The sequence below is a fragment of the Halomonas halocynthiae DSM 14573 genome, from assembly GCF_000425725.1.
GTDB lineage: Bacteria > Pseudomonadota > Gammaproteobacteria > Pseudomonadales > Halomonadaceae > Halomonas > Halomonas halocynthiae.
The window spans coordinates 280,573-303,879 of sequence record NZ_AUDZ01000013.1; the positions used below are offsets into that span (position 1 = coordinate 280,573).

The 23,307-nt window shown below is 53.9% G+C and carries 22 protein-coding genes; 14 read left to right on the top strand and 8 right to left on the bottom strand.

Going from position 1 to position 23,307, the window contains the following annotated elements; translation table 11 throughout:
- The first annotated feature begins 228 nt into the window (after positions 1-228).
- From H616_RS13940 to H616_RS0101355, 6 genes are all read left to right on the top strand, one after another.
- On the top strand, positions 229-2,394 hold the full coding sequence (locus H616_RS13940) for a tRNA(Met) cytidine acetyltransferase TmcA (RefSeq protein ID WP_051233879.1): 2,166 nt from the start codon (positions 229-231) through the stop codon (positions 2,392-2,394).
- A gap of 120 nt (positions 2,395-2,514) precedes the next feature.
- The gene (locus H616_RS0101335; RefSeq protein WP_027965751.1) at positions 2,515-5,250 is read left to right on the top strand and encodes a class I SAM-dependent DNA methyltransferase; all 2,736 of its coding nucleotides are present in this window, start codon (positions 2,515-2,517) and stop codon (positions 5,248-5,250) included.
- Positions 5,247-6,011, top strand: a complete 765-nt coding sequence (locus H616_RS0101340; protein ID WP_027965752.1) for a hypothetical protein — start codon at positions 5,247-5,249, stop codon at positions 6,009-6,011. Before H616_RS0101335 ends, H616_RS0101340 begins: the two co-directional genes overlap by 4 nt.
- A complete protein-coding gene (locus H616_RS0101345) occupies positions 6,008-7,018 on the top strand; it encodes a virulence RhuM family protein (protein WP_027965753.1) in 1,011 nt (336 codons plus the stop codon). The genes H616_RS0101340 and H616_RS0101345 overlap by 4 nt, the downstream gene beginning before the upstream one ends.
- Positions 7,019-7,031: 13 nt before the next feature.
- Positions 7,032-9,095 (top strand): DEAD/DEAH box helicase, encoded by a 2,064-nt coding sequence (locus tag H616_RS0101350; protein ID WP_027965754.1) that lies wholly within the window; start codon positions 7,032-7,034, stop codon positions 9,093-9,095.
- Positions 9,088-10,290, top strand: a complete 1,203-nt coding sequence (locus H616_RS0101355; RefSeq protein ID WP_027965755.1) for a GIY-YIG nuclease family protein — start codon at positions 9,088-9,090, stop codon at positions 10,288-10,290. Before H616_RS0101350 ends, H616_RS0101355 begins: the two co-directional genes overlap by 8 nt.
- Positions 10,291-10,404: 114 nt before the next feature.
- Here the strand turns inward: H616_RS0101355 and H616_RS0101360 are convergent, their stop codons facing one another.
- The gene (locus H616_RS0101360) at positions 10,405-10,878 is read right to left on the bottom strand and encodes a Dps family protein (RefSeq protein WP_027965756.1); all 474 of its coding nucleotides are present in this window, start codon (positions 10,876-10,878) and stop codon (positions 10,405-10,407) included.
- A gap of 202 nt (positions 10,879-11,080) precedes the next feature.
- On the opposite strand from H616_RS0101360, the gene H616_RS0101365 reads away from it, so the two are divergent.
- Positions 11,081-11,698, top strand: a complete 618-nt coding sequence (locus H616_RS0101365) for a hypothetical protein (protein WP_156906402.1) — start codon at positions 11,081-11,083, stop codon at positions 11,696-11,698.
- 28 nt (positions 11,699-11,726) lie between these two features.
- On the opposite strand, the gene H616_RS0101370 is transcribed toward H616_RS0101365, so the two are convergent.
- The gene (locus tag H616_RS0101370; protein ID WP_035572256.1) at positions 11,727-12,149 is read right to left on the bottom strand and encodes an HIT domain-containing protein; all 423 of its coding nucleotides are present in this window, start codon (positions 12,147-12,149) and stop codon (positions 11,727-11,729) included.
- Positions 12,150-12,302: 153 nt separating this feature from the next.
- Between H616_RS0101370 and H616_RS0101375 the strand changes: the two genes are divergently transcribed.
- Together H616_RS0101375 and H616_RS0101380 are read left to right on the top strand one after the other, a co-directional pair.
- Positions 12,303-13,049, top strand: coding sequence for a sulfite exporter TauE/SafE family protein (locus H616_RS0101375; protein ID WP_027965759.1), 747 nt, complete (start codon positions 12,303-12,305; stop codon positions 13,047-13,049).
- Positions 13,050-13,139: 90 nt separating this feature from the next.
- Entirely contained in the window at positions 13,140-13,271 is a 132-nt protein-coding gene (locus tag H616_RS0101380) for an entericidin A/B family lipoprotein (protein ID WP_027965760.1), read from the top strand.
- A 113-nt stretch (positions 13,272-13,384) separates the two neighbouring features.
- On the opposite strand, the gene H616_RS0101385 is transcribed toward H616_RS0101380, so the two are convergent.
- The 6 genes from H616_RS0101385 to H616_RS13945 form a co-directional block, all read right to left on the bottom strand.
- A complete protein-coding gene (locus H616_RS0101385) occupies positions 13,385-13,909 on the bottom strand; it encodes an acyl-CoA thioesterase (RefSeq protein WP_027965761.1) in 525 nt (174 codons plus the stop codon).
- Between the two features lie 89 nt (positions 13,910-13,998).
- A complete protein-coding gene (locus tag H616_RS0101390; RefSeq protein WP_027965762.1) occupies positions 13,999-15,306 on the bottom strand; it encodes a short-chain fatty acid transporter in 1,308 nt (435 codons plus the stop codon).
- Positions 15,307-15,398: 92 nt separating this feature from the next.
- A complete protein-coding gene (locus H616_RS0101395) occupies positions 15,399-16,766 on the bottom strand; it encodes an MATE family efflux transporter (RefSeq protein WP_027965763.1) in 1,368 nt (455 codons plus the stop codon).
- A gap of 48 nt (positions 16,767-16,814) precedes the next feature.
- Positions 16,815-17,066, bottom strand: coding sequence for a YfhL family 4Fe-4S dicluster ferredoxin (locus H616_RS0101400; RefSeq protein WP_027965764.1), 252 nt, complete (start codon positions 17,064-17,066; stop codon positions 16,815-16,817).
- 68 nt (positions 17,067-17,134) lie between these two features.
- Entirely contained in the window at positions 17,135-17,614 is a 480-nt protein-coding gene (gene coaD / locus H616_RS0101405; RefSeq protein WP_027965765.1) for a pantetheine-phosphate adenylyltransferase, read from the bottom strand.
- Complete coding sequence (locus tag H616_RS13945; RefSeq protein WP_084155649.1) at positions 17,614-19,554, bottom strand: beta-ketoacyl synthase; 1,941 nt, start codon at positions 19,552-19,554, stop codon at positions 17,614-17,616. The genes coaD and H616_RS13945 overlap by 1 nt, the downstream gene beginning before the upstream one ends.
- 209 nt (positions 19,555-19,763) lie before the next feature.
- Between H616_RS13945 and trmB the strand changes: the two genes are divergently transcribed.
- The 5 genes from trmB (at position 19,764) to H616_RS0101435 (ending at position 23,283) form a co-directional block, all read left to right on the top strand.
- Positions 19,764-20,456, top strand: a complete 693-nt coding sequence (gene trmB, locus H616_RS0101415) for a tRNA (guanine(46)-N(7))-methyltransferase TrmB (protein ID WP_027965766.1) — start codon at positions 19,764-19,766, stop codon at positions 20,454-20,456.
- Positions 20,457-20,520: 64 nt separating this feature from the next.
- Entirely contained in the window at positions 20,521-20,940 is a 420-nt protein-coding gene (locus H616_RS0101420; protein WP_027965767.1) for a PACE efflux transporter, read from the top strand.
- Complete coding sequence (locus tag H616_RS0101425; protein ID WP_027965768.1) at positions 20,937-21,266, top strand: DMT family transporter; 330 nt, start codon at positions 20,937-20,939, stop codon at positions 21,264-21,266. The genes H616_RS0101420 and H616_RS0101425 overlap by 4 nt, the downstream gene beginning before the upstream one ends.
- A 139-nt stretch (positions 21,267-21,405) precedes the next feature.
- Positions 21,406-22,857, top strand: a complete 1,452-nt coding sequence (dacB, locus tag H616_RS0101430; RefSeq protein WP_027965769.1) for a D-alanyl-D-alanine carboxypeptidase/D-alanyl-D-alanine endopeptidase — start codon at positions 21,406-21,408, stop codon at positions 22,855-22,857.
- 33 nt (positions 22,858-22,890) lie between these two features.
- A complete protein-coding gene (locus H616_RS0101435; protein WP_027965770.1) occupies positions 22,891-23,283 on the top strand; it encodes a diacylglycerol kinase in 393 nt (130 codons plus the stop codon).
- The last annotated feature ends 24 nt before the right edge of the window (positions 23,284-23,307 follow it).

A 23,307-nucleotide genomic window follows, 5' to 3' on the forward strand; every position in this document is an offset into this window, starting at 1 on the left:
TGCTCATGGTGCAAAGAACGAGTATTTTTAGGTTACGAGTCAGGCGCCAGCGCAGCGTATAGTTGAAAATATCTTATGAACAGAAGCTTTTTAAAATCAAGAAGGTGAGTGGTTACTAAGGGATGAAAATCATCACCTGCCGGTGGCAAGGCCGCTAAAACCCTTGGGTCGCTTTTATCGACTTTTTCGCAAAACACGACCAAAGTTTAACGTCATAGGACGCAGAAAATGTCGTCAATCGCTCTTAAGGCACTACGTGATACCCAGCAGCAATTACTGTTGCGTCGTTGGCGCGGGTTGGTATGGCTGACGGGGGACGCGCAGGATTGCAAGCATCGTGCCTGTTCACTGTGGCTGGCGTTATCTGCTGAGGCACCGTTGTGGGTGAGTGGCAGTGACGATGTGCCGCCCGAGGTGGCTAGCCAGATGTTGCCGATACGCAAGGCGAGACAGTTGCTAGGCAGTGAGCATGATCTGATTGTGTTGGATGCCGTGTCACCCGGTGCTGGGTTTGATCCCGATGCCTTCGGCGCGTTGTCGGGCACGTTGCGAGCAGGTGGGCTATTGATCTTGATGACGCCTGAGCATTGGGGCACAGCCCCAGATGCTGACTATGCTCGGCTGGCGGCGTACCCGTGGCAAGCTGAATCGCTTAGCTCACACTATCTAGCACGTTTGGCTCGGCTGTTGGGTGAGTCTTCCCGAGTGATTCGGTGGTCTGCGGGGGAGTCCCCACAGATTCCTGAATGGCCGATGACTCGCGAGCCCGCCGTGCTACCGGATGACCCCGACTGCCTCACCCAAGATCAAGCCGATGTTGTGGCTAGGCTGGAGGCGTTGCGCCGTCGTCGTCCCCTGGTGATTACGGCTGACCGTGGGCGTGGTAAGAGTGCTGCGCTGGGTATCGCCTGTGCTAGACGCCTGGCCGCTGGCGACACGGAAATATTAATTACCGCGCCGCGCTCTAGTGCGGTGGAGCCGTTGTTTGCACGCTTGGCTGCCCTGTATCCGCATGGCGATCGTTGTGGTTTGGCATTTTATGTCAATGCTGGCGCGGTGCGCTTTATTGCCCCAGATGCGTTGTGTGAGCGAGTTGCGCGCGGAGAGGCGGGAGGCCTCGGCCAGTGCCTGTTGGTGGATGAAGCCGCCGCCATTCCTGCTGCATTATTAGGGCAATGGCTGGCTGCTTTTCCACGCATGGCCTTTGCTACCACCGTGCACGGTTACGAAGGCGCTGGGCGTGGCTTTGCGCTGCGCTTTCGTCAGCGGTTGGAACAGCATACCCCCAACTGGCAGGCGATGACGTTGAGCCAGCCCATCCGCTGGGCGCTAAACGACCCTCTGGAGATGCTGACTAGCCAGCTGCTGATGTTGGATGCCGAGCCCGCGTCGCCTAGCTATGGCAAATTGCGCCGAATTGAGTTATCCGCCGCCGAGCTGAGTCATGATGAACCGCGCCTGCGGGCATTCTTCGGCCTACTGGTGCAGGCCCACTATCGCACCACGCCAAGCGATCTGCGCCGGCTGCTGGATGCCCCGGACACGCGGCTGGTGGCACTGGAAGACGATAACGGCCCCCAGGCAGTAATGATTGTTGCTGATGAAGGCGGTTTCTCCCCCGAGCTTGCCGAGCATGTCGCCCGGGGAGAGCGTCGTTTGCGCGGCCATTTGTTAGCCCAGTCGTTGGCTGCCCATGCCGGTGAGCGTGATGCGCTGACCGCGAGACTGCGTCGAGTGCTGCGTATTGCGGTGCATCCACAGCGCCGCAGGGAGGGGCTGGGCCACTGGCTGGTTGAGGCGGAGCGCGAGCTTGCAGCACAGCAGGGTATTGCTTTGCTGGGTGCTAGCTTTGGTGCTGAGCCAGGGTTGATGGCGTTTTGGCGCAATGAAGGCATGAGCAGCGTGAGACTAGGGCTAGCCCGAGAAACCTCTACCGGTGAGCATGCCGTCATGGTTTTGACTGCCACCAGTACACAGGGGCAGCTCTTGGAGCAACGGCTGGTTCAGCGTTTTCATCGCCAGTTGCCAGGGCTGTTAGCGTTTGAGTTGCGAGAACTTGTCCCCGAAATTGCCACGCAGCTGTTGGCCGAAGCACCGAGTGTTAGTGGTTCAAGCCTCTGGCACGACAGTGACGTGCAAGACCTTCACGATGTGGCATTGGCTAACCGCGACGCCGCGATGAGCCGTCCAGCTATTCAAGCGTTATTATGCCACTGCATGCGGGCTGGGCTTTACACTCCGGCACTTGCCCTCCTCGTGGGGTGGGCTTTTCAAGGGCGCAGCGATAACTGGCTAGCCACGCGGCTGGGGCTCACCGGTGCGCGACAAGTGGATGCGTGGCGGCGTAAGCAGCTGACCGAGCTGTTGGGATGTGCCGAGCTGTCTACCTGCTAAAGGACCCGCCTTGCGGGAAAGGGAAATGTGTAAACTAGAGCCACTACTTTTTGTTATGGCTTTAACAAACGCGTTGAACAAGCGTTTTTTTACAAGAGCCTCTTGAACCACTGGAACACCATGAACGCCGTAGAAATTGAAGAAGCCATATCGGAGCTTGCCCGTCAGCCTTTTGATTCAAAGGAGTTTCCTTTCGCGTTTCTGGAGGCGTTTGGCAGCAAAGCCACCACTATCAAGCGTCTGCGTTCTGGTAGCACCAATCGCTCTGATCTGGGTGGTGTGCTGCAGACCAACAATATCCATATCGCGGTGGCGGAGGCTGGTGCCGTTACCGAAACCCTAGCTGCGTTGAAGGCTAGCCCTGCGACTCCGCGTGCCAAGGCGAAGTTCGTGCTTGCCACCGATGGTGAGATGCTAGAGGCCGAGGAGCTGGAAAGCGGCGAGACGGTTGCCTGCAAATATGAAGAATTCCCGGATCACTTCGGTTTCTTTTTGCCCCTGGCGGGCATCACCACTGTTAAGCAGGTGCGTGAAAGCTCGTTTGATATTCGTGCCACCAGCCGCCTGAACCGGCTATATGTGGAGCTTCTGAAAGATAACCCAAGCTGGGGCACGGAAGAGCAGCGCCATGAGATGAATCACTTCATGGCTAGGCTTATTTTCTGCTTCTTTGCCGAAGATACGGACATCTTTGCCGGTAGCGGGTTATTTACCGACACCGTCTCAGAAATGAGCGCCAGAGATTCTGTCAATACCCATGAAGTGATTAGCGAAATCTTCCGCGCCATGAACACGCGGAAAGAAGAGCATGCTGCTGCGAACATCCCCCGCTGGGCGGGGAAGTTTCCCTATGTAAACGGTGGTCTGTTTTCCGGCAGTGTCGACGTACCGCGTTTCAGCAAAATTGCACGCTCTTATCTACTCCACATCGGCAGCCTAGACTGGACACAGATCAACCCTGATATTTTCGGCTCGATGATCCAGGCGGTGGCCGACGACGAAGAGCGCGGTGCATTGGGCATGCACTACACGAGCGTGCCGAACATTTTGAAAGTGCTGAACCCACTATTTCTGGATGACCTGCGCGAAAAGCTGGAAGACGCAGGCGACAACGCCCGCAAACTGCTGAATCTGCGCAACCGCATGGCCAAAATTCGCGTATTTGACCCTGCATGCGGCTCGGGTAATTTCTTAGTCATAGCCTACAAGCAGGTGCGTGAAATTGAGGCAGAGATCAATCAGCGTCGTTGTGAGCCAAATCGGCCAACCGATATACCGCTGACCAATTTCCGAGGCATTGAGTTGCGAGATTTCTCAGCTGAGGTTGCTCGCCTCGCGTTGATTATTGCCGAGTACCAGTGTGACCTGCATTATCGTGGTAAGAAGCTGGCACTGGCCGAGTTTTTACCCCTCAGCTCCGATAACTGGATTACCTGCGGTAATGCCCTGCGGCTAGATTGGCTGAGCATTTGTCCGCCAACAGGAACCGGCGTTAAGCTTCACGCAGATGATCTGTTTGAGTCACCGTTGGATCAGGCGCAGATCGATTTTGAGAATGAGGGGGGAGAAACTTATATTTGTGGCAATCCCCCCTATTTGGGAAAAGGTAAGCTGAGTAGCGACCAAAAAGCTGAGATGAAAAGTGTCTTTGAGTACCGAGTGCCAAAGTATGGCTATATTGATTATGTAGCTTGCTGGCTCGTTAAGGCAGCGGATTTTCTCAGAAAAAACTCTGGCGTGGCAGCATTTGTAGCTACAAATTCGATCTGCCAGGGACGCCAAGCACCACTGATATGGTCAGAGATTGAAGCCTCAGGGAGCGAATTGTGTTTTGCGCATACCACTTTTAAGTGGGCTAATAGTGCAACTCACAACGCGGCTGTTATGTGTGTAATTGTGGGTTTTACTAGTGAAAGTAATCGAGATAAATATATTTATACAGAGACTGAGCGAAAAAAAGTGGATTCCATCTCTGCTTATCTCACGCCAGGCTCCGGGGTTTATGTTGCAACACGAACAAAACCTTTATCTATCGATTTAGGTTTAATGCAGCTTGGGAATAAAGCTAACGATGGAGGGTTTCTATCGCTTAATTATTCTGAGTTTAAGGAGCTCGAAGCTGTATCGACGAATGCTAAAAAATTTATTAAGCGTTATTATGGTTCTAGAGAGTTTAATAATAATATTTTAAGATATTGCCTATGGATAACTGATGAGAACGTTAGCGAGGCAATGCAGATTAAAGGATTGGCTTCTCGAATATCCAGCGTAAGGCAGGTTCGGCTTGATAGTCCTGATCGTGGAAATCAAAAGCTCGCAAACTATCCCCACCAGTTTCGGGAAATGCATTGCGGGAAAGAAAGCACCGTCATTATACCGATTATGAATTCGGTAAGGCGTGACTACATTCCATGTGGTCTTTTAAATTCGGAAGCCCGTCTTTCTGGGCAAGCCTTTGGGATATACGATTGTGAAGTATGGCAGCTGTCTATTTTGCTATCTAAAATCCATTTTACATGGATAGCAGCAATCTGTGGTCGATTAAAAGAAGATTATCGGTACTCAAACGATCTGGGTTGGAATACTTTCCCTGTTCCAAACTTAACCGAAAAAAATAAAGCCGATTTGACCCGCTGCGCTGAAAATATTCTGCTGGCTCGTGAAACGCATTTTCCTGCCACAATCGCTGACCTCTACGACCCTGAAAAAATGCCCGACAATCTGCGTGAGGCCCATGAGCGAAATGATGAGGTGCTAGAGCGCATCTACATCGGGCGTCGCTTCAAGAATGATACGGAGCGCCTGGAGAAGCTGTTTGAGCTGTATACCAAGATGACAGCTAAGGCGTCTGCATGAGAGGGTTGCTGGAGAACTACTCATCGTTACTGAAGGCGGTTCTTTTCGTTCTATTTGGCGTGGTCGCCGTTTTTATAGACGTTGACCAGTCTCCAACGCATTGGACTTGGCCTGTCTTTGTTTTTTTTGCTAGCGGCTTGGTAGGCCTGGAAATCTATCATCATCGTCAAGATAAGGAATCGCCACTCTCGAAGATAAGAAAAAACCTTCTCGACGTTATGGGGTGGGAAAAGTCGGGGTCGAGTGATTACTACGTTGCTAACCCAGAATTCACGCTCTCACCTGTTGATGAGGACATGCCACACCTTGACTATCGGCAGGAGTGGACACGCGGAGAGATTGGTTACCATAGTGAAATAGGGAACGGCGCCTACTATGTGGGTGCTTTCAAAAGTGAGTTATTGCTGAAAAAAATACACATTGTGATTTTTGATGGCGGCAAAAAAATCGCAGTTGCACCTGATTGGGTCGCGATTGGTGAAGGGCGTTTTTATTTCTATCTGAAAGACAGCGTTGAGTATGCGTATCAGAAATACCTCACACACGAACGCGGAAAAGATCACTCCTGTGGCCTTAGGCGTATCGATACCAGGGGCGCTTTCGATATTCCTGTGCTCAAGAACTTGGATGAGTTAAAGAAATTTACCGACTACTGCGATAAGCCAGCAATTAGCCCTACAACGCAAGAGGGCGAGCAGGCTGAGATTTTTTATTGCTTGCTGGATAAGTTCCATACCTTTAAGCAGCAGGGGCAGCCATGAGCGAATTGATTCTCTACACCACGGACGATGGCCGAACCCAATTGCACCTGCGTGTAGAAGGCGGCAGTATCTGGCTAAGCCAGCTGGAAATTGCTGAGCTGTTTCAAACCACCAAGCAGAACGTCTCTCTGCACGCCAAAAATATATTTGAAGACAATGAGTTAGACCCTTTGGCAACCGTCAAGGATTCCTTGACAGTTCAATCCGAGGGTAAGCGTCAGGTCAAGCGGAAGATCAGTTACTACAACCTCGATTTGATCCTGGCCATTGGCTATCGCGTCCGCTCGTCTCGCGGCGTGCAGTTTCGCCAGTGGGCCAGCACTCACCTGAAGGAGTTTCTGATTAAGGGCTTCGTGATGGACGACGAGCGCCTTAAAAACCCAGGTGGATGGGATTTCTTCGATGAGCTCTTGGAGCGCATCCGTGACATACGTGCCTCGGAAAAGCGCTTCTACCAGAAAGTTCGCGATCTCTTTGCGCTTAGCTCTGACTACCAGGCTCGCGAACGCGAGACGGCACAGTTTTTTGCCGAAGTGCAAAACAAGCTGCTGTATGCGGCCACAAGCCACACCGCTGCTGAGCTGATCTTAAAACGCTCAGACCCGACTATGCCCAATATGGCGTTGACTAACTGGAGTGGCTCACGGGTTCGCAAGCAAGATGTCATCGTGGCCAAAAACTACCTAACGGCTGACGAGATCGACACGCTAAACCGTTTGGTGGTGATCTTCCTCGAACAGGCAGAGCTCAGGGTCAAGAACCAGAAAGAACTTACTCTGGATTTCTGGCGTAACAACGTCGATAAGATGCTGGCGTTTAATGACCAGCCCATCCTCGAAGGCGCAGGCTCGGTTAGCCGTGAAAACATGGAAAAGATTGCCCGTGAGCGTTATGAGGTGTTCGACCAGCAACGGCGCACGGCGGAAGCAAAAGCAGCCGATGCCGCTGACCTAAAAGAAATCGAACAGCTGGAACAAGACCTCAAATACAAGGGCAAGAAGCTCTGACAGGGATTGCATTATGACGAAAAGAGTACCTTCAGTTTCCGTCTCGTACGCCAGCAATGGCAGTTCTACCACGTCCAATGAACTGGGCATGCGGCCCATGCAAGAGCGTGCCTACGAGCGGCGAGGCGAGCAGTATCTGCTGATTAAGTCACCACCCGCATCCGGCAAAAGTCGTGCCTTAATGTTTATTGCGCTGGATAAGCTGCACAACCAGGGGCTGAAACAGGCGATTATCGTGGTGCCGGAAAAGTCTATCGGCTCCAGCTTTAATGACGAGCCGCTGAGTGACTATGGTTTCTGGGCTGATTGGCATGTAGAACCTAAATGGAACCTGTGCAACGCACCAGGCACGGACAATGGCGGCAAGGTCAAATCGTTAGGCGCTTTCCTCGAAAGTAGCGACAAGGTGTTGGTGTGTACCCATGCCACGTTCCGCTTTGCGATTGATCAGTTTGGGTTAGCAGCCTTTGATGACCGCTTAATCGCTGTAGATGAGTTCCATCACGTTTCGGCCAACCCCGACAATAAGTTAGGTGCTCACTTGGGCGGCTTTATCCACCGCGATAAGGTCCACATCGTCGCGATGACCGGCTCCTACTTCCGAGGCGACACCGAGGCGGTGTTGGCCCCGCAGGATGAGTCGCGCTTTGATACGGTGACCTACACCTATTACGAGCAGCTTAACGGGTACGAGTACCTCAAGCAGCTGGATATCGGCTACTACTTTTATTCTGGCTCGTACGCTGATGACATCCTCAAAGTGCTTGATCCTGCTGAGAAGACCATTCTTCATATTCCCAACGTCAACTCTCGCGAGAGCTCTAAGGATAAGGTACGTGAGGTTGAACACATCATCGAAGCGTTGGGGGAGTGGCAGGGGGCTGATCCGGCCACTGGTTTTCAACTGGTGAAAACGCCAGAAGGGCGGCTGCTTAAAATTGCTGATTTGGTAGATGATGATTCAACCAAACGTGAGCGTGTATCGAGCGCATTGAAAGACCCTGCGCAGAAAAATAACCGTGACCATGTAGATATCATCATTGCCCTGGGCATGGCGAAAGAGGGCTTTGATTGGATTTGGTGTGAGCATGCGTTGACGGTGGGCTACCGCTCCAGCCTAACGGAGATTGTGCAGATCATTGGTCGCGCCACGCGGGATGCGCCGGGCAAGACACGGGCACGCTTTACGAATTTGATCGCTGAGCCGGATGCGGCTGAACAGGCCGTCACCGAAGCCATTAACGATACTCTAAAAGCCATCGCTGCCAGCTTATTGATGGAGCAAGTGCTAGCACCGCGCTTTGAGTTCAAGCCAAAGCACCCCACCAGCGGCCCGCAAGCAGGGTTTGACTACGGTGATGAAGGCTACAACCCCAGCAAATGCAACGTAGGCGTTAACGAAGAAGCCGGTAAATATCACATCGAAATCAAGGGGTTGGCAGAACTCAAAAGCGAAGAAGCGACCCGGATTTGCCAAGAAGACCTGAATGAGGTGATTACAGGCTTCGTGCAGGACAAGACCACCATTGAGCGCGGTTTGTTTGATGAAGAACTGGTGCCTGAAGAGCTCACTCAGGTACGCATGGGCAAGATCATCAAAGAGCGCTATCCCAATCTGGACGAGCAAGACCAAGAAGCCGTTCGCCAGCATGCCATCGCTGCGCTCAACCTCACCCAGCAGGCCAAGCAGCTGCTAGCGGGTAGTGAGGCTGTCGATATTGGTAGCAATGAGCCAAAGCCTAACACCGCATTAATAGCAGGGGTCCGCAAGTTCGCCATGGACGTGCGGGAGCTCGATATTGATTTAATTGATCGCATCAACCCTTTCAGTGAGGCCTACGCGATTCTGGCCAAGAGCATGAGCGAAGACAGCTTGAAGCAAGTGGCTGCTGTCATCTCTGGCAAACGTACCAATCTGACGCCTGATGAAGCCAAAGAGCTGGCGATGAGAGCGGTCAAATTTAAAAAAGAGCGAGGGCGCTTGCCTTCTATCAGTTCCCAAGATGCCTGGGAAAAGCGCATGGCCGAAGGTGCTTCTGCATTCGTACGCTTTAAAGACGAGGGGCGTTATGACTGATCTGGACGACTTGCGCGCCGAGCTTGATGAGTTAGCTCAACCTGAGAAGAAGAAAGGCCTTTCGGCACGTGAAGAGCGCATCATTGCTGGTTTTGAAGAGATTCAGCGCTTTGTTGAGCAGCATGGCCGTGCACCCCAGCACGGTGAAGGCAACGATATTTTTGAACGGCTCTATGCCGTACGTCTTGATCGCATCCGTTCGCTTGATGAGTGCCGAACCCTAGTGGAACTCCTTGATCACCAAGGCTTGTTAGATGGCAACAGTACCAGCGACGTGAACGCAACAGGTACGCTGGACGATGACGCCTTGCTGATTGAGCTTTCAGGGATTTCTGGGGCGTCTGAGCTGACTGAGCTAAAGCATGTGCGTTCAAGCGCCGAGAAACGTGCCGCTGAAGAGGTAGCCAACAGAGAGAAGTGCGACGATTTTACGACCTACCAGCCGCTGTTTGAGCAAATAGAAAGCGAGCTGAAAAGTGGGCTAAGAACCACGCGTCGTTTTGGCAAGAACGCTACTATCGAGGTCGGGCAGTGGTTCATCGTGGATGGGCAAGCGGCTTATGTGGCCGAGGAGGGTGAGGAATTTGATTCACCCCAAGGCAAGAAAGATGCCCGTCTGCGAGTGATTTTCTCCAACGGCACAGAAAGCAATCTGCTACGCCTGTCGCTGGTTAGAGCGCTCTACAAAGATGAGGCCAGCCGCCGTATTACCGAACCCGATGCCGGACCTCTGTTTGCTGAACAACAGCCCACTGAAAACAGCTTCAGCGAGACCTGGGAAGAAAACGATATAGAAAGCGGCACCATCTACGTGCTGCGCAGCCTATCTGAGCATTCGTTTGTGGCGGAACATCGCGAGCTGATCCACAAAATCGGCGTGACAGGTGGCAAGGTCGAAGCTCGCATCGCAAACGCCGCCCATGATGCTACCTACCTGCTGGCGGATGTGGAGGTAGTCGCCACCTACAAGCTGGCCGGTATTAACCGCCGCAAACTGGAAGCGCTTTTTCATCGAATATTCGCCCCCGCACAGCTTGAGCTGACGATTCAAGACCGCTTTGGCCACCCGGTTAAGCCACGCGAGTGGTTTCTGGTGCCCTTACACGTGATCGACGAGGCGGTAGCGCGGATGCGCGACGGGTCGATTACGGGAGTTGTGTATGATCCGCAAACGGCGGGTCTAACGTCGGTATAAGACATGCTATTGCCTATGCAATGACATATACAAAAGGGCCTGCGCCGTGGCGCAGGCCCTTGTTTGTTAGCTCCGTGAACTTAAAATTCAGTTCGCTACTTTCTTCGCTCAAATTCAGCCTAGGTAGGCGTTGAGCATCCAGATCGTCTTTTCCTGCTCGCGAATATAGTCGCTCATTTGAGCAGCGGTGCCTTCATCATCGGCATCAGAAGCCACTGAGAGCAGTTCGCGCTGTAACTCAATCAGCGTTTGAAAGCCTTTCAATACACCGCGTACACACGTTTCGCCGTCGGTGACGTTCTTGTCTTCTTCGATGCTGGAAAGGCGGAAGTAATCGCTGTAAGCGTGTACTGGCTGGTGGCCTAGGGTCAGAATACGCTCGGCAACTTCATCAACCTTGGTCAGTAAGTCGGTGTAGAACTCCTCAAACTTGACATGCAGTTCGAAGAAGTCAGAACCTTTGATGTTCCAGTGGTAGCCGCGCACGTTCATGTAGAACAGCTGGTAGTTCGACAGGAGTGAATTAAGTTGTTCAGCCAGCTGGCTGGCGCTAGCTTCGTGCAGACCAATGCTATTGGTATCAGACATGCTTACTTCTCCTTAGTCGTTGCTTCATCATCCTTAGTAACGTGCTGGATGAAAGGGTACGAACAAAATGATACCGAAGAGACGGAAACTATCGTTAGCTCATTCTATGTATCAGCACCATAGTCTTACTATATGACATGAGGATGGACCTTAGGCTCTTCAAGGGCGATGATTTGTTGTCTACAGCAACAGGGAGTGCGCGATGTTTCAATACAGGAAGTTCACTATGTTCTTGGCTAGGCACATGTCGCTGCTGGTAATGCTTGTGCTGGCTATCATGTTGGCGGGTTGTCAGACAAACGCCTCGCCGCCACTTGCTGCACAGAGTGCGCCTCATGCCAGTTGTGACTGGGCCTTGCCAGACAGCTTTTCGCCGATGACCGTCGCCCAGGTAGCCGCAGCACTGGAAAGCGAGGGCTTTGAGGTGCGAGCGGCAGAGTCGGGGATCGGACTGGTCAGTGCTGAGCGCTCCAGCCCCACGGTTTACTATGACAGACACACGCCTCGGCCAAGTTTGGGCGGTTTTGTGTTGGGTGGAAGCGGTGGCGGTTTCAGCAGTGGTGTGGGTATCTCGGTTGGAATGGATGGCATGGGGCGCGGAGAGCGTGAAGATGCCACTTTGATTGAGCAGGTGTCAGTGCGCGTGAATGGCCGACAGGTGCAGGTCCGCCGAGATATGCGAACGTTTGGCTGGCGCGGGGAGCTAAAGGCCTCACGCGACGGTTCGGATGCTGTATTTTGTCAATCGCTACGTAGCCTGCTAACAAAGCAGGCTGCCGCGGCACTGGTTGAGCAAGTGCCGGCGCTTCAGCGCCAGTGAATCTGTTCTTCTGCTCGGTGAGGGTGGGCTATTCCCAGCGGATGGTGTTAATCAGTGTGAGTAGCTGACGACGCATCTCACTCTGCCGAGTATTAGTGTAGGGTTCGGCTGGGCTGTGGCCCCAAACGGGCCCCGGCCAGGCGGGGTCACGCTGGTGACGCAGCACAACATGCAAATGTAACTGTGAAACCACATTGCCTAAGGTGGCGATATTGAGTTTATCGCCAGCAAAGTGCTGTTTAATTGCCTGACCGAGCAAGGTGCCTTCCTGCCATAACTGCCGCTGGTCGGCGGCAGAAAGCTCATAAACTTCGTGGATATCGGCGTAACGCGGAATCAGGATCAACCAGACATAACGTTGGTCGTTCATCATGCGTAGTTGACACAGGGGGAGTTCGGCGACGAGATGGCTGTCGGCCACCAAGCGAGCATCGGGCGTGAAGCTAGGCATGCGGTGATTCCTTATTGTGAGATATGAGCGCTGAATAGCAAGACAGATAGATGACGTTACTGGCCTGTATGATGACATAGGCGCGGCGCTATTCCTCATGTCACGGCAGGTCGTTAGGTTTGGGCACTGTAGTTAACTAATGGGGATAGTGTGATGGCGTGGTTCGAGATAGTGGCTTTGCTGGGTATTGGCACGTTAGCTGGTTTTATTAATGTGTTGTCGGCAGGGGGCTCGATGCTGACGCTGCCGCTGTTGATGTTTTTAGGGTTGCCGCCACAGGCAGCGAACGGCACTAACCGTGTGTCAATCGTGTTGCAGAGTATCTCAGCGGTCAGCAATTTTCGGCGTGCCGGTGCCAGTCAGTTTGCACTTAGCCTACGGTTGGCGGTGCCTGCTGTGGTGGGTTCGTTGTTGGGCGCTTGGTTGGCGTTACGGGTCAGCGATGCGCTGTTTGAAGCGATTCTGGTTGTTGTCATGCTGGGGGCTGCCGTGATGATGCTACTCCCTCAGAGAGCCGTTGATACCCAGCCACTGACTCCTGAGCGTCTGACGCCGATGGTGTACTTGGCGATGCTGTGCATTGGTTTATATGGCGGCTTTATCCAAGTCGGTGTCGGGGTGCTGTTTATCGTCGTGTTGTATCGCATGCTGAAGATAGACTTGGCTCAGGTAAACGTTTTCAAGGTATTGATTGTGTTGCTGTACACCTTGCCTGCGCTGGCAATTTTCGTATTTAACGATCAAGTGCGCTGGAGTTATGGCCTGGTGTTGGCCGTCGGTAGCATGACCGGTGCCTGGCTTGCTGTGAAGGTGAATATGGGGCCACAAGGGGCGCTGTGGGTAAGGTGGCTGACTCTTGCGGCTATCGCAGCCATTATTGTGCGACTTTTACTGTACTGAAGCGGTGTCGAATTTGCGTTATGCCACTTGATTGCGGCTAAATTGAAGGCGTTGTTGTTATTTCACAATCTCTGTTCCGAGGAAAGAGCGATGAAACAAGGTTTACTATTCATGTTGGCTGGGCTGATGGCTCTGTCGCTGCTGGCAGGCTGTAACACTGTGCGCGGTGTGGGGCAGGATATTGAGAAAGGCGGGGAAGCGATTCAGAAGTCGTCCAGCTGATCGCTAACGCTGAGTGTTTTGATACAGAACATGGGTGCCCAATGAGGCACCCATGTTGTTACTGCCCTGGCACCGTTGCATCAGGGGCTTGTGTGGCGTGTTACAGGGGGCGTCTATGCCGAGGTGTTCTGGCGTATCTTTTCTTCTAGTTCGCGGCTGACACGGCGCTCTTCACTCTCGGCTTGTTTGCGTAATTGCTTACGGCGAGCCGCTTTTTCAAAGCGCAGTTTCTGTATCGGTGTGTTGAGCTCTAACGGCTCCACCTTGACTGGTTGGCCATCGTCACTCATGGCCACCATCGTGAGATAACAGCTATTGGTATGACGAATCAACTTATTGCGGATATCTTCTGCAATCACTTTGATGCCGATCTCCATGGAAGATTGCCCGACGTGATTGACGCTGGCCAAAAAAGTCACCAGTTCGCCAACATGGATCGGTTGTTTGAACAGCACTTGGTCAACCGATAGGGTGACGACATAGGTTCCCGAGTAGCGACTCCCGCAGGCATAGGCCACTTCATCAAGTTTTTTGAGAATGGCGCCACCGTGAACCTTGCCGCTGAAGTTGGCCATATCCGGGGTCATCAGTACCGTCATTGACAGTTCATGGGGGCCGGGCAGGTTGTGATAAGTCATTGGCAATGGTCCTTGGCTCGTCCTTGAGACGCTTGGGTTGTGTTAGGAAGTGTCTTGGCGCTGGGCTATGAAGCTGGCTGCAGATGCCGCTATAGCCAAGTCAGGCCGACGGAAATAATGATACCGGTAAACAGCAGCTGGATCAGGCAGAAGCCCATAATGTCTTTGGCCTTGAGTCCGGCAATACCCAGTACGGGTAGTGCCCAGAAGGGCTGCAGCAGGTTGGTCCAGGCATCACCCCAGGCAACAGCCATGGCAACCCGTGGGATGTCTACGCCTAGTGCTTCGGCGGCGGGCAGCATGACGGGAGCTTGTACAGCCCACTGGCCACCACCTGAAGGGACGAAAATATTAACGATGCCAGCACTAATAAATGACCAGAACGGTAGGCTGGTTTCTGTTGCAATAGAGACTAGTGCCGTTGACATGGTTTCGGCCAGGCCCGACTGAACCATGATAGCCATGATGCCAGCATAGAAGGGGAACTGGATGATGATGCCAGCGCCACCTTTGATGCCTTCATTCAGGGCGTTAAGCAGGCTTTGGGGTGTGCGGTGCAGCACTATGGCTAAGAACAGGAACATGAAGTTGACCACGTTCAGGTTGAGGCCGCCGCCGCCAACAAAATAGTTGACTAGGTAAAGTAGCCCCGGCACACCGACCAGCAACGCCAGTGTCATGCTATTTTCCAAGCGCTCGGCGGGGCGGGTCAGGCGCTTACGCGTTGGCTCGTCATCGTCCAGAAGTGCGGGGTCGATATAGATGCTTTCTTTTTCGCTGGGCAGCATCAATCGGTTAATTAGCGGTACCGCGATGAACAAGGCAACCACAATGACGAGATTGAAAAACGAAAAAATGGTCTGGCTGGTGCTGATGACTCCGATTTGTGCCGCAGAAAAGTGGCCATCGGTGGCAATGGTTAGCGGGATGGAGCCCGCCAGGCCGCCGTGCCACACCAAAAACCCTGAGTAAGCACTGGCGACCAGTAGTCGGTAGTCAACGCGGATCTGCCGAGCTAGCTCTTTGGCAAATAACGCCCCGACAACCAAGCCGAAGCCCCAGTTGATCCAACTGGCCAGTAACGACACCAGAGTGACCAGCACAATGGCAGCGCCAGCATTCTTAGCCAGCCCAGCCAGGCGCTGTAGCAGGCGCTTGACGGGCGGGGAGCTGGCCAGCATGAAGCCAGTGACCAGCACTAATAGCATCTGCATAGAGAAGCTGAGCAGGCCCCAGAAACCATCGCCCCAGTACTCTAATACTGCTAACGGTGATTGGCGCTCAATGCCTATGGCAGCCGCAGCGGCAATCACCGTTAGCAGTAATACGAAAACGTAGGGGTCGGGCAGGTAGCGCTCAACCAGTTTGACGGCAGGTCGGGAGATAAGTCTGAGCATTTGGGTATCCTTTTTTTTGTTGAGCCACGTTGTTATCAGCGTTGCTTCAGAGGTTTTACAACTAAACTTTAGGGTGTCAAAGAGCCTTATGATCAGGGCGTGCCAGTGGCTTCGCCGGTGTCACCATAGCGGCGGCGCAAGGGCATCAGGTAGGCAACCAGTACTCCCGAGCGGACGATAAAGAACACCATGAAAGATAACCATAGTGCATGGTTGAGTAAGCCGTCAGCCAGTAACTGCTGGCGGAATAGCCACTGAAATGCCCACCACAGTGTCAAGAATACTGTTAAGCCAATAAATACGCTGTTACGCATCTGTTTGATGGCGGTAGCGCCGATAAATACACCGTCAAGCAGATAACTCCAAACGGCAATCAACGGTAGGGCAATCATCCACGGTAGATAGATCGCGGCGGTATCACGTACAGCATCAAGGCCGGTAAGCAGGGCAATTAGCTCTTGGCCACCAATAAGGAAGGCGAGGGTGGCGAGGCCAGCGGTGATAACGGATAAGAGCGTGGCAGCGCGAAGGGTGCTGTTGAATATGTGAGGGTTTTGTTTGCCGATGGCTCGGCCAATCAGCGACTCGGTGGCATGAGCAAAGCCGTCCAGGCCATAGGAGGTTAGCATAATGAACTGTAGCAGCACGGCGTTGGCGGCTAGAACAATATCGCCCTGTGCCGCCCCCTGAGCGGTGAAAAACGCCATGGCAAACAGCAACCCCAGGGTGCGCACAAATAGATTGGCATTAACGTTGAACAGTTCTGCGTAGGCAGCCAAACGGAGCAGGTGGTGGCGCAAAAAACGGCCTTCGAGACGTTTTAATTGGCGGCTGATCAGCCATAGGCCAAGTGCTAAGCCGCTATAGTCGGCAATTACAGTGGCCCAGGCCACGCCATTACTCGTCATGCCAAGCCCAATGACGAACAGCAGGTCAAACACAATATTGACGCCGTTGGTGAGTAGCATGATGGCCAATGTTACCCGCGAGTTTTGCTGGCCCAGAAACCAGCCGAGAATCGCATAGTTGGCCAGCACGGCGGGGGCTGAAAGCAGACGAATACTGGCATATTCGGCGGCCAGCAGAGAGGCCTGCTCACTGCCATCAAGCAGCCATAACCCTAGGCTAATCAAAGGGCTGCCAGCAATAATCAGCCCTGCCCCTAGCGCTATAGCCAGCAGTAGCGATTGCCCCAGCAGGTTGCGCACGGCTTCGTCGTCATCGCGTCCAGCGGCCTGGGAGGTAAGGCCGGTGGTTCCCATGCGTAGAAAGCCAAATCCCCAGAACAGAAAGCTGAATAACGTGGCACCCAGCGTGACGGCAGCCAGATAATGCGCATCTGGCAGGTGGCCGACAACGGCAGTATCCACCAGCCCCAACAGCGGCACAGTAATATTGGAGAGAATGATGGGCCAAGCCAGTGTCCACAAACGCCGGTAGCTAGTAGAAGGTTCTGTCATGAGGCGGGCTTACCATCGCTAATGTGAAGCAGGCTGTTGATGCTGAGATTAACGCTCGGCAATGATGCGCTGGTATTTCTCCATTAGCTGTTCGCGGCTTTCTGGCCGCTGCGGATCGAGTGGAATGCAGTCCACGGGACATACTTGTTGGCACTGGGGCTCGTTGTAATGCCCAACACATTCGGTACACAGCTCAGGTGCGATAATATAGATCTCATCGCCTGCTGAAATTGCTTCGTTAGGGCATTCGGGTTCGCAGATATCGCAGTTGATGCACTCATCGGTGATCATCAGTGCCATGGGGGTGCCTCGTGGAGTTTGCAGCCAGAATGGTGTTAGCTATCAGCGGGAAAAGCTGAGTATATTAATCAGGTATTATAATGGCTGCGTAGAGCTTGCGCGACAGCGGGATGCACATGTTTTGATACATCGCCGCCTAGCTTGGCAATTTCACGTACCAGGGTCGACGAAATGTAAGAATGTTGGGCCTCTGAGGTCAGAAATACCGTCTCTAGCTCGGGCATCTGAGCGCGATTCATGTTGGCTAGCTGCAGCTCGTATTCGAAGTCAGACGCTGTGCGCAGGCCGCGCAGAATAATATGTGCTTGCTGCTTTTCCATCAGCTCGGTGAGTAATCCCGAAAAGCCAATGACCTCGACGTTATCAAGCCCAGCTGTCACTTCGCGGGTTAGCTCGATGCGCGCCGCTAGGCTTAGATTAGGGCTCTTTTCGGGACGTCCGGCAATAGCCACCACCACCCGCTCAAACAGCCGACTGGCACGGCTGATCATTTCATAATGTCCGTTGGTGATGGGATCAAACGTACCGGGATAGATTGCAGCCTGCATCAGGGCTCCTTCGTATGATCACTAGAGCGGTTATCAGAATGCGCATCAAGGTCTTCTTGGCCGTCATTAAGTCGACCGAAGGGGTTGTCGACCGTCATGGCGACGGGGTTGGCATAGCCGGGGATGTGTACAGCATCAGCCTCTACTCTAAGCTCAGGCCCCTCCAGCACGCCGTCACCAAAGCGGTAGCGCGGCGCAAAGTAGCCTTGGTCAGCGCGCTGGTGATAAGCCGCCGCTGCTTGGCGTGTGGTTGCGCGGCGCTGACGCCATGCCTCCATTGCCGGTTTGCCATGACGCTTCGTCATTAAGCGTTCGGTAACATCAGGGGACAGCACCACGCCAGTAGCATTATTACCGCCAAATCCTTTGGCATTAATGAACGATGCATCGCCACGGAAAGCCAGCGGCTCTTGGAAAAAACGCAGGCGCTGAGCGTGCACGTCGTCGGCTACGTCATCCAGCGTAGGAATGCCGGGCAACAGGTCATGCTGAAAGCTGCTCAAGGCGCTGACTAGCTGGTCGCCTGCGGCGCTACCCTGGGAGTGGCCAATAAACGCTTTTATGGCTACGACGGGCCATTGTTCGATCCCGTGGGCCTTAGCGACCTGGTCGAACACGTGAGACTCGGTTTCACGGTTCTTCGGCGTGCTGGTGCCATGGGCGTGTAAAAAGGTGCGTTCGCGTAGGGAGTGACTGCCGAGTAAGTCGCGCACTAGAGCTGCGGCTTTATTCAGCGTGATGTAGTTACCGATGCCAGGGGCTGAGATTGAGCGTTTCCAGCCATCAGCATTGACGAATACGTTTGGCACACTGCCGAGAATGTCGGCCCCTACTTCTAGCGCTAAGGCATCGTCCATCAACATGATGAACTGGCTGGCTTCGCCCATGGTGAAGCCACAATTACGAGCAAAAGGACGGCTGGCGCGCTGGTAGTCGGCGTCGGTCAGGCACTCTAGTGCGTCGAGTGTCTTGAGGCTGTCGTCATCGGCCAGTGCGCCCATGGCGCGAAAACCTTCGACAACTTCTGGGGTAATCGGCGCGTCAGCGGTGCCAACCATGACGATACGACGACGACCCGAGCGGATATCATCAACACCCAAGCGCAGGTTGTACAAAAAGCTGGCACACGCGCCTAACGCCGCACCAGTGGCGCCTACACTGCCCAGCACATAAGCATTCAGGAAGTCAGCGGGCATTTGGCCGTAGCCCAGTGGCATCTGTTTTGAGGTGGCACGCTTGCCATCAGCAAAGCTTTTGAGCAGCCCGCCCCAGCCGGGCTCATCCATCTGTCCAATGGAGTTGCCTGCATAAACAGCGACTTGGTCGGGGTCGAGCCGATCAATCAGCGATTCCCAGCTCAAACCGCTGTCGTTGAGACAGTCGCTGGCGGCAAAAACCGACATCGCCAGCCCGCGCGGGTGATGCACGCTGTGGTAGAGCGTTTCGGGAGCGAAACCGCTGGGTAGTTGGCCTGCCGTGCGTACTCTTGCGTGGCGGGCGTCGGGCAGCATTACGCTCATTTCACTGGCGGGTACTGTGACTTCCAGAGTTTTGCGGTCAACTTCCTGCACCTGCCAGTCGGCGGGCAGTGACTCGGGAAGTTGACGACGCGAGAGACGAAACGTGAGTGGTTGCTCAAGAGCCAGACTGGCACGACGATTGGCTGGCAACCCTTCATCGTTGAAACGTGGGTCTTCAATACGACGAATCAACGTGTGGTTGAGCACCTGCTGGCAGGTCTGTTCCGCCAGAGAGGTTACGTCAAGTGAGCAGCCGTTAGCATCACGCCATTGGCCGTCATCACCTACGCTGGCTAGTCGCATCATAGCGGCCAAGCCCAATAATGTGCGGGTCTGGATATCGTCGGGCAGGGCGCTGAGCACGGTACGGCGAAACGCTTGATGCCCAGAAGTGCGGCCGGCGGGATTGATGCCGCCCATGCCTACGATCACCGGTAAATGTGACAAGCCGGAGTCCTCATTGTGCAATGTAATGCGATTGGGAGTCGATGATATATCTCAAAGCAGGATAGGGATCATAGCACTTGGGTTGGTGTGGCGTCATTGACCACCGCAGACTGATGGCTCGCTAGTGGTAGAATGTGCCGTTTTAGCCATGAAATACACTTTTTCACGAGCCTGTAACCATGATGCCTGACACTTCACGGCGCGTTTTAAGTGCCCAGACAGCGCCGCACCAGGATCTTTCCCGTCGCGTGGGTCGTGCCTTGCAATACCCGCTGCGTAAGCCTGTTGCTGAGCACACCCGAATAGCCTTTGAACAGGCGGATGCGTGGCGATGCCGGCACCTTGAATCGCCGCTGATCATTGATGCAGGTTGTGGTGTTGGGCTGTCTACGCGCCACTTGGCTAGGCGTTTTCCTGACAACATTGTGATTGGTATAGACCGTAGTGCCGACCGGCTGTCTCGTGATCATGGAGAACTGCCGGCCAATGCGTTGTTGGTGCGCGCAGATTTGATCGATTTCTGGCGTTTGGCGCTGGCTGGGGGGTGGCAGCCGCAGCGCCATTATCTGCTTTATCCGAACCCTTACCCGAAGCCCGGGCATTTTAAGATGCGCTGGCCTGGGCATCCGGTATTTCCGGCTATTGCGGCACTGGGGGGGCAACTGGAGCTGCGCTCTAATTGGAAAATCTACGTTCAAGAGTTTGCTCTAGCGTTGTATCAGGTTGCTGGCATTGAAGTGGATGTTGAGGAGTATCAGCCTGAGAATGACTTTTTGACGCCCTTCGAGGCGAAATATCATCGCAGCGGTCAGCCGTTATGGCGGCTGGTGGCGACATTGCCGTATCGTCCTGGTCTGCTACCGATTGACCGATAGCGTCGCCAAAAAATAAGGCATTGCCCAAAAGCGTGATGTGTATCTGATGGTGGAGAGGTAAGCGATGCGTACTTGGAAAGAGCGGGTTGTTCATATGTCGTTGTTTGAGTTGGGTGGCCTGCTCATTGTGACACCGCTGGCCAGCTGGTTGAGTGGCCATGGCCTGTTGGAAATTGGGGGGCTGGCGGCAGTAATTGCCACTATGGCTATGTTATGGAATCTGGTTTGGAATCGGATTTTTGACCTCTGGGTGCCCAGCCGTCGCCGTACGTTGAGACAGCGTTTCGCTCAGGCGATGGGTTTCGAGCTGGGACTGTTAGTGACTACGCTGCCGCTAATTGCCTGGTGGCTTGAAATTGGCCTACTTGATGCCTTTGTGATGGATATTGGCTTTATGATCTTTTTCTTACTTTATGCCATGGGGTTCAATACGCTGTTTGACCATCTGATGTTACGACTGCTGGCAGCAAGGAGCTCTGTATGAGTTATGTATATTTGGCTGTGGCGATTGTGGCTGAAGTGTTTGCTACCTCGGCACTTAAATCTTCCATGGGTTTTACAAGGCTGTGGCCAAGCTTGATGGTAGTGGCAGGTTACGGGCTAGCATTTTATATGTTGTCGCTGGTACTGCGCAGCCTGCCGGTAGGCGTGGCATACGCCATCTGGGCTGGGCTGGGTATTGTGCTGGTCACTATGGTGGGGGTCGTGGTGTATGGCGAGAGGCCCGATCTGCCAGCAATATTAGGTATGGCGATGATTGTTGGCGGCGTGTTGATCATTCAGCTGTGGTCGACCGTGTCGCCCCACTGAGCGTTTTCAGAGTCGAAACGTGCCGGTGGTGCAGGTAAACTGTGGGCGTTATAAGGACACTTTTGCCGAGCGCTCGGTGATGATCATCATGGCGTTACGCTATTGCCTATCTAACTCTCATGCTCGGACAGGATGCCCCATGCTATTTCGCCCGCTGTTGGTGTGTTTTTTTCTCTTGTTGTGGCTTCCCATTGCTGCATTGGCCAGTGGCTTTCCATCGCTAGCAACCCTGCAAAGTGAGGGGTTTCAGATCGGCGCAGAGGCTCGTCTACTGCCTGTGGGCAACGACCCGAGCCGTATCCTGGGCAGTATGTCGCCTGCTCGTGAGCTGTCTCCAGCGTCAGTTACCAAGGTTTACACTGCCGCCGCGGTGTTAGACAAATTCGGCCCACAGCACCGCTTTACTACTCGTCTGATGAGCCAAGCTAAACCCGATGCCAATGGCGTGCTGATAGGGGACTTGGTATTTGATGGCGGCGGCGACCCGGGCTTTACCAGCGAAGACCTGTGGCGACTGGCTCAACGGCTGCATGAGGCCGGTGTGCGTCAGGTTGACGGGCGGTTAATTATCAGCCAGTGGCGTTTTGGCCCAGTAAAGTGTCTGACAACTGACCGTTGCCGTGTGTCTGAGCGCTCTGATAATGCGTATAGCGCGTTGCTTAGCTCAGTTGGCGTTAACTATGGCAGTTGGTGTGTCGCGGTTGCGCCAGCAGAGCAGGCTGGCCAGCCTGCTCGCGTTGTCGGCTGTGACAGCAAGGTGGCGTTGCCGCGCATTGAAAATAGTGTCACGACTCAAGCCGCCAATGGCGGTACAGAGTTGTCAGCGCGCCGTGTGAGTGATGTCAATGGTGACGTGCTGCAGGTATCGGGAAAGATTTCTACCAACGCCTATCCACGACAGCTTTACCGCGCCAGTTCAGACCCTGCTGCCCAGACTGGCGAGTTGTTGCTGGATATGCTGACTCAGTCAGGCATCAGTGTGCGTGATGGCTACGCTATCAGCACCCTTCAGCCCGTCAGCGGCTCACACCAGCTGGCGGCGGTTGATGGTAAACCGTTGCAGGAAGGGCTGCTGCGCATGCTGAACTACTCCAACAATTTCATGGCCGATATGATGGCGTTGAACCTGGTGGATAGCCCAAGGCCCGATCTTGCTCAGGCCGGAGCTGCCGTTAGCGCCTTTGCACACAGCTTGCCAGGCCAAGGGCCGCTCAGGTTAGACAGCGGTAGCGGCCTGACCACCACCAACCGCGTGACCGCCGCTGGTACCAACGTACTGCTGGAGGGCATGTTTCAACGCTCCTCTCTGTTTCCCAGCTTCGTGGCAGGCCTGCAGTCGCCAGAAAATGGCGTGATGCGCTTTATTCGTCGTGGTTCGCCAACCTTCCAGAACAACGTCATGATTAAGACCGGCACCCTCAGTCAGCCAGTTACTGTGCGTGCCATGACGGGCTATTTCCGGACTCGCACGAATCGTTGGGGCGTGTTTACGGTGCTGGTTAATGGCACAGCATCTACGCCCTACCTGAGCTGGACCCGAGTGGTTGATAGCATTGCCGCTGACCTTGAGCCGATGATAAATGCGAACTGATAACCGTTTTAGGGCAATGCAAGGAGAGTACGTATGACGCCTGATAAGCAACCTCGTGCCAGTAGCACGGGCGTTAGCCACTTGGTTAACTCCACTCGCTATTCGTTTAAAGGGCTGCGAGCCGCATTTCGTGATGAAGCCGCTTTTCGTCAGGAACTGTCGTTATGCGTAATTTTGCTGCCGCTGGCGGTATGGCTGGGTCGTGAACCGCTGGAATGGATTGCACTAATCGGTAGTTGCCTGCTGGTACTGATTGTTGAGCTGCTCAACAGTGCCGTAGAGAACGTCGTGGACCGCATCGGCCCTGAGCACCATGAACTTTCTGGACGCGCCAAGGATATTGGCTCAGCCGCGGTGATGCTGGCGTTGTGTATTGCGGGGCTGACCTGGGGCTTGCTGCTGTGGGCACGCCTAGCAGGAGGTTAGCCCGTTTGATAAGCGAAGCAGAGG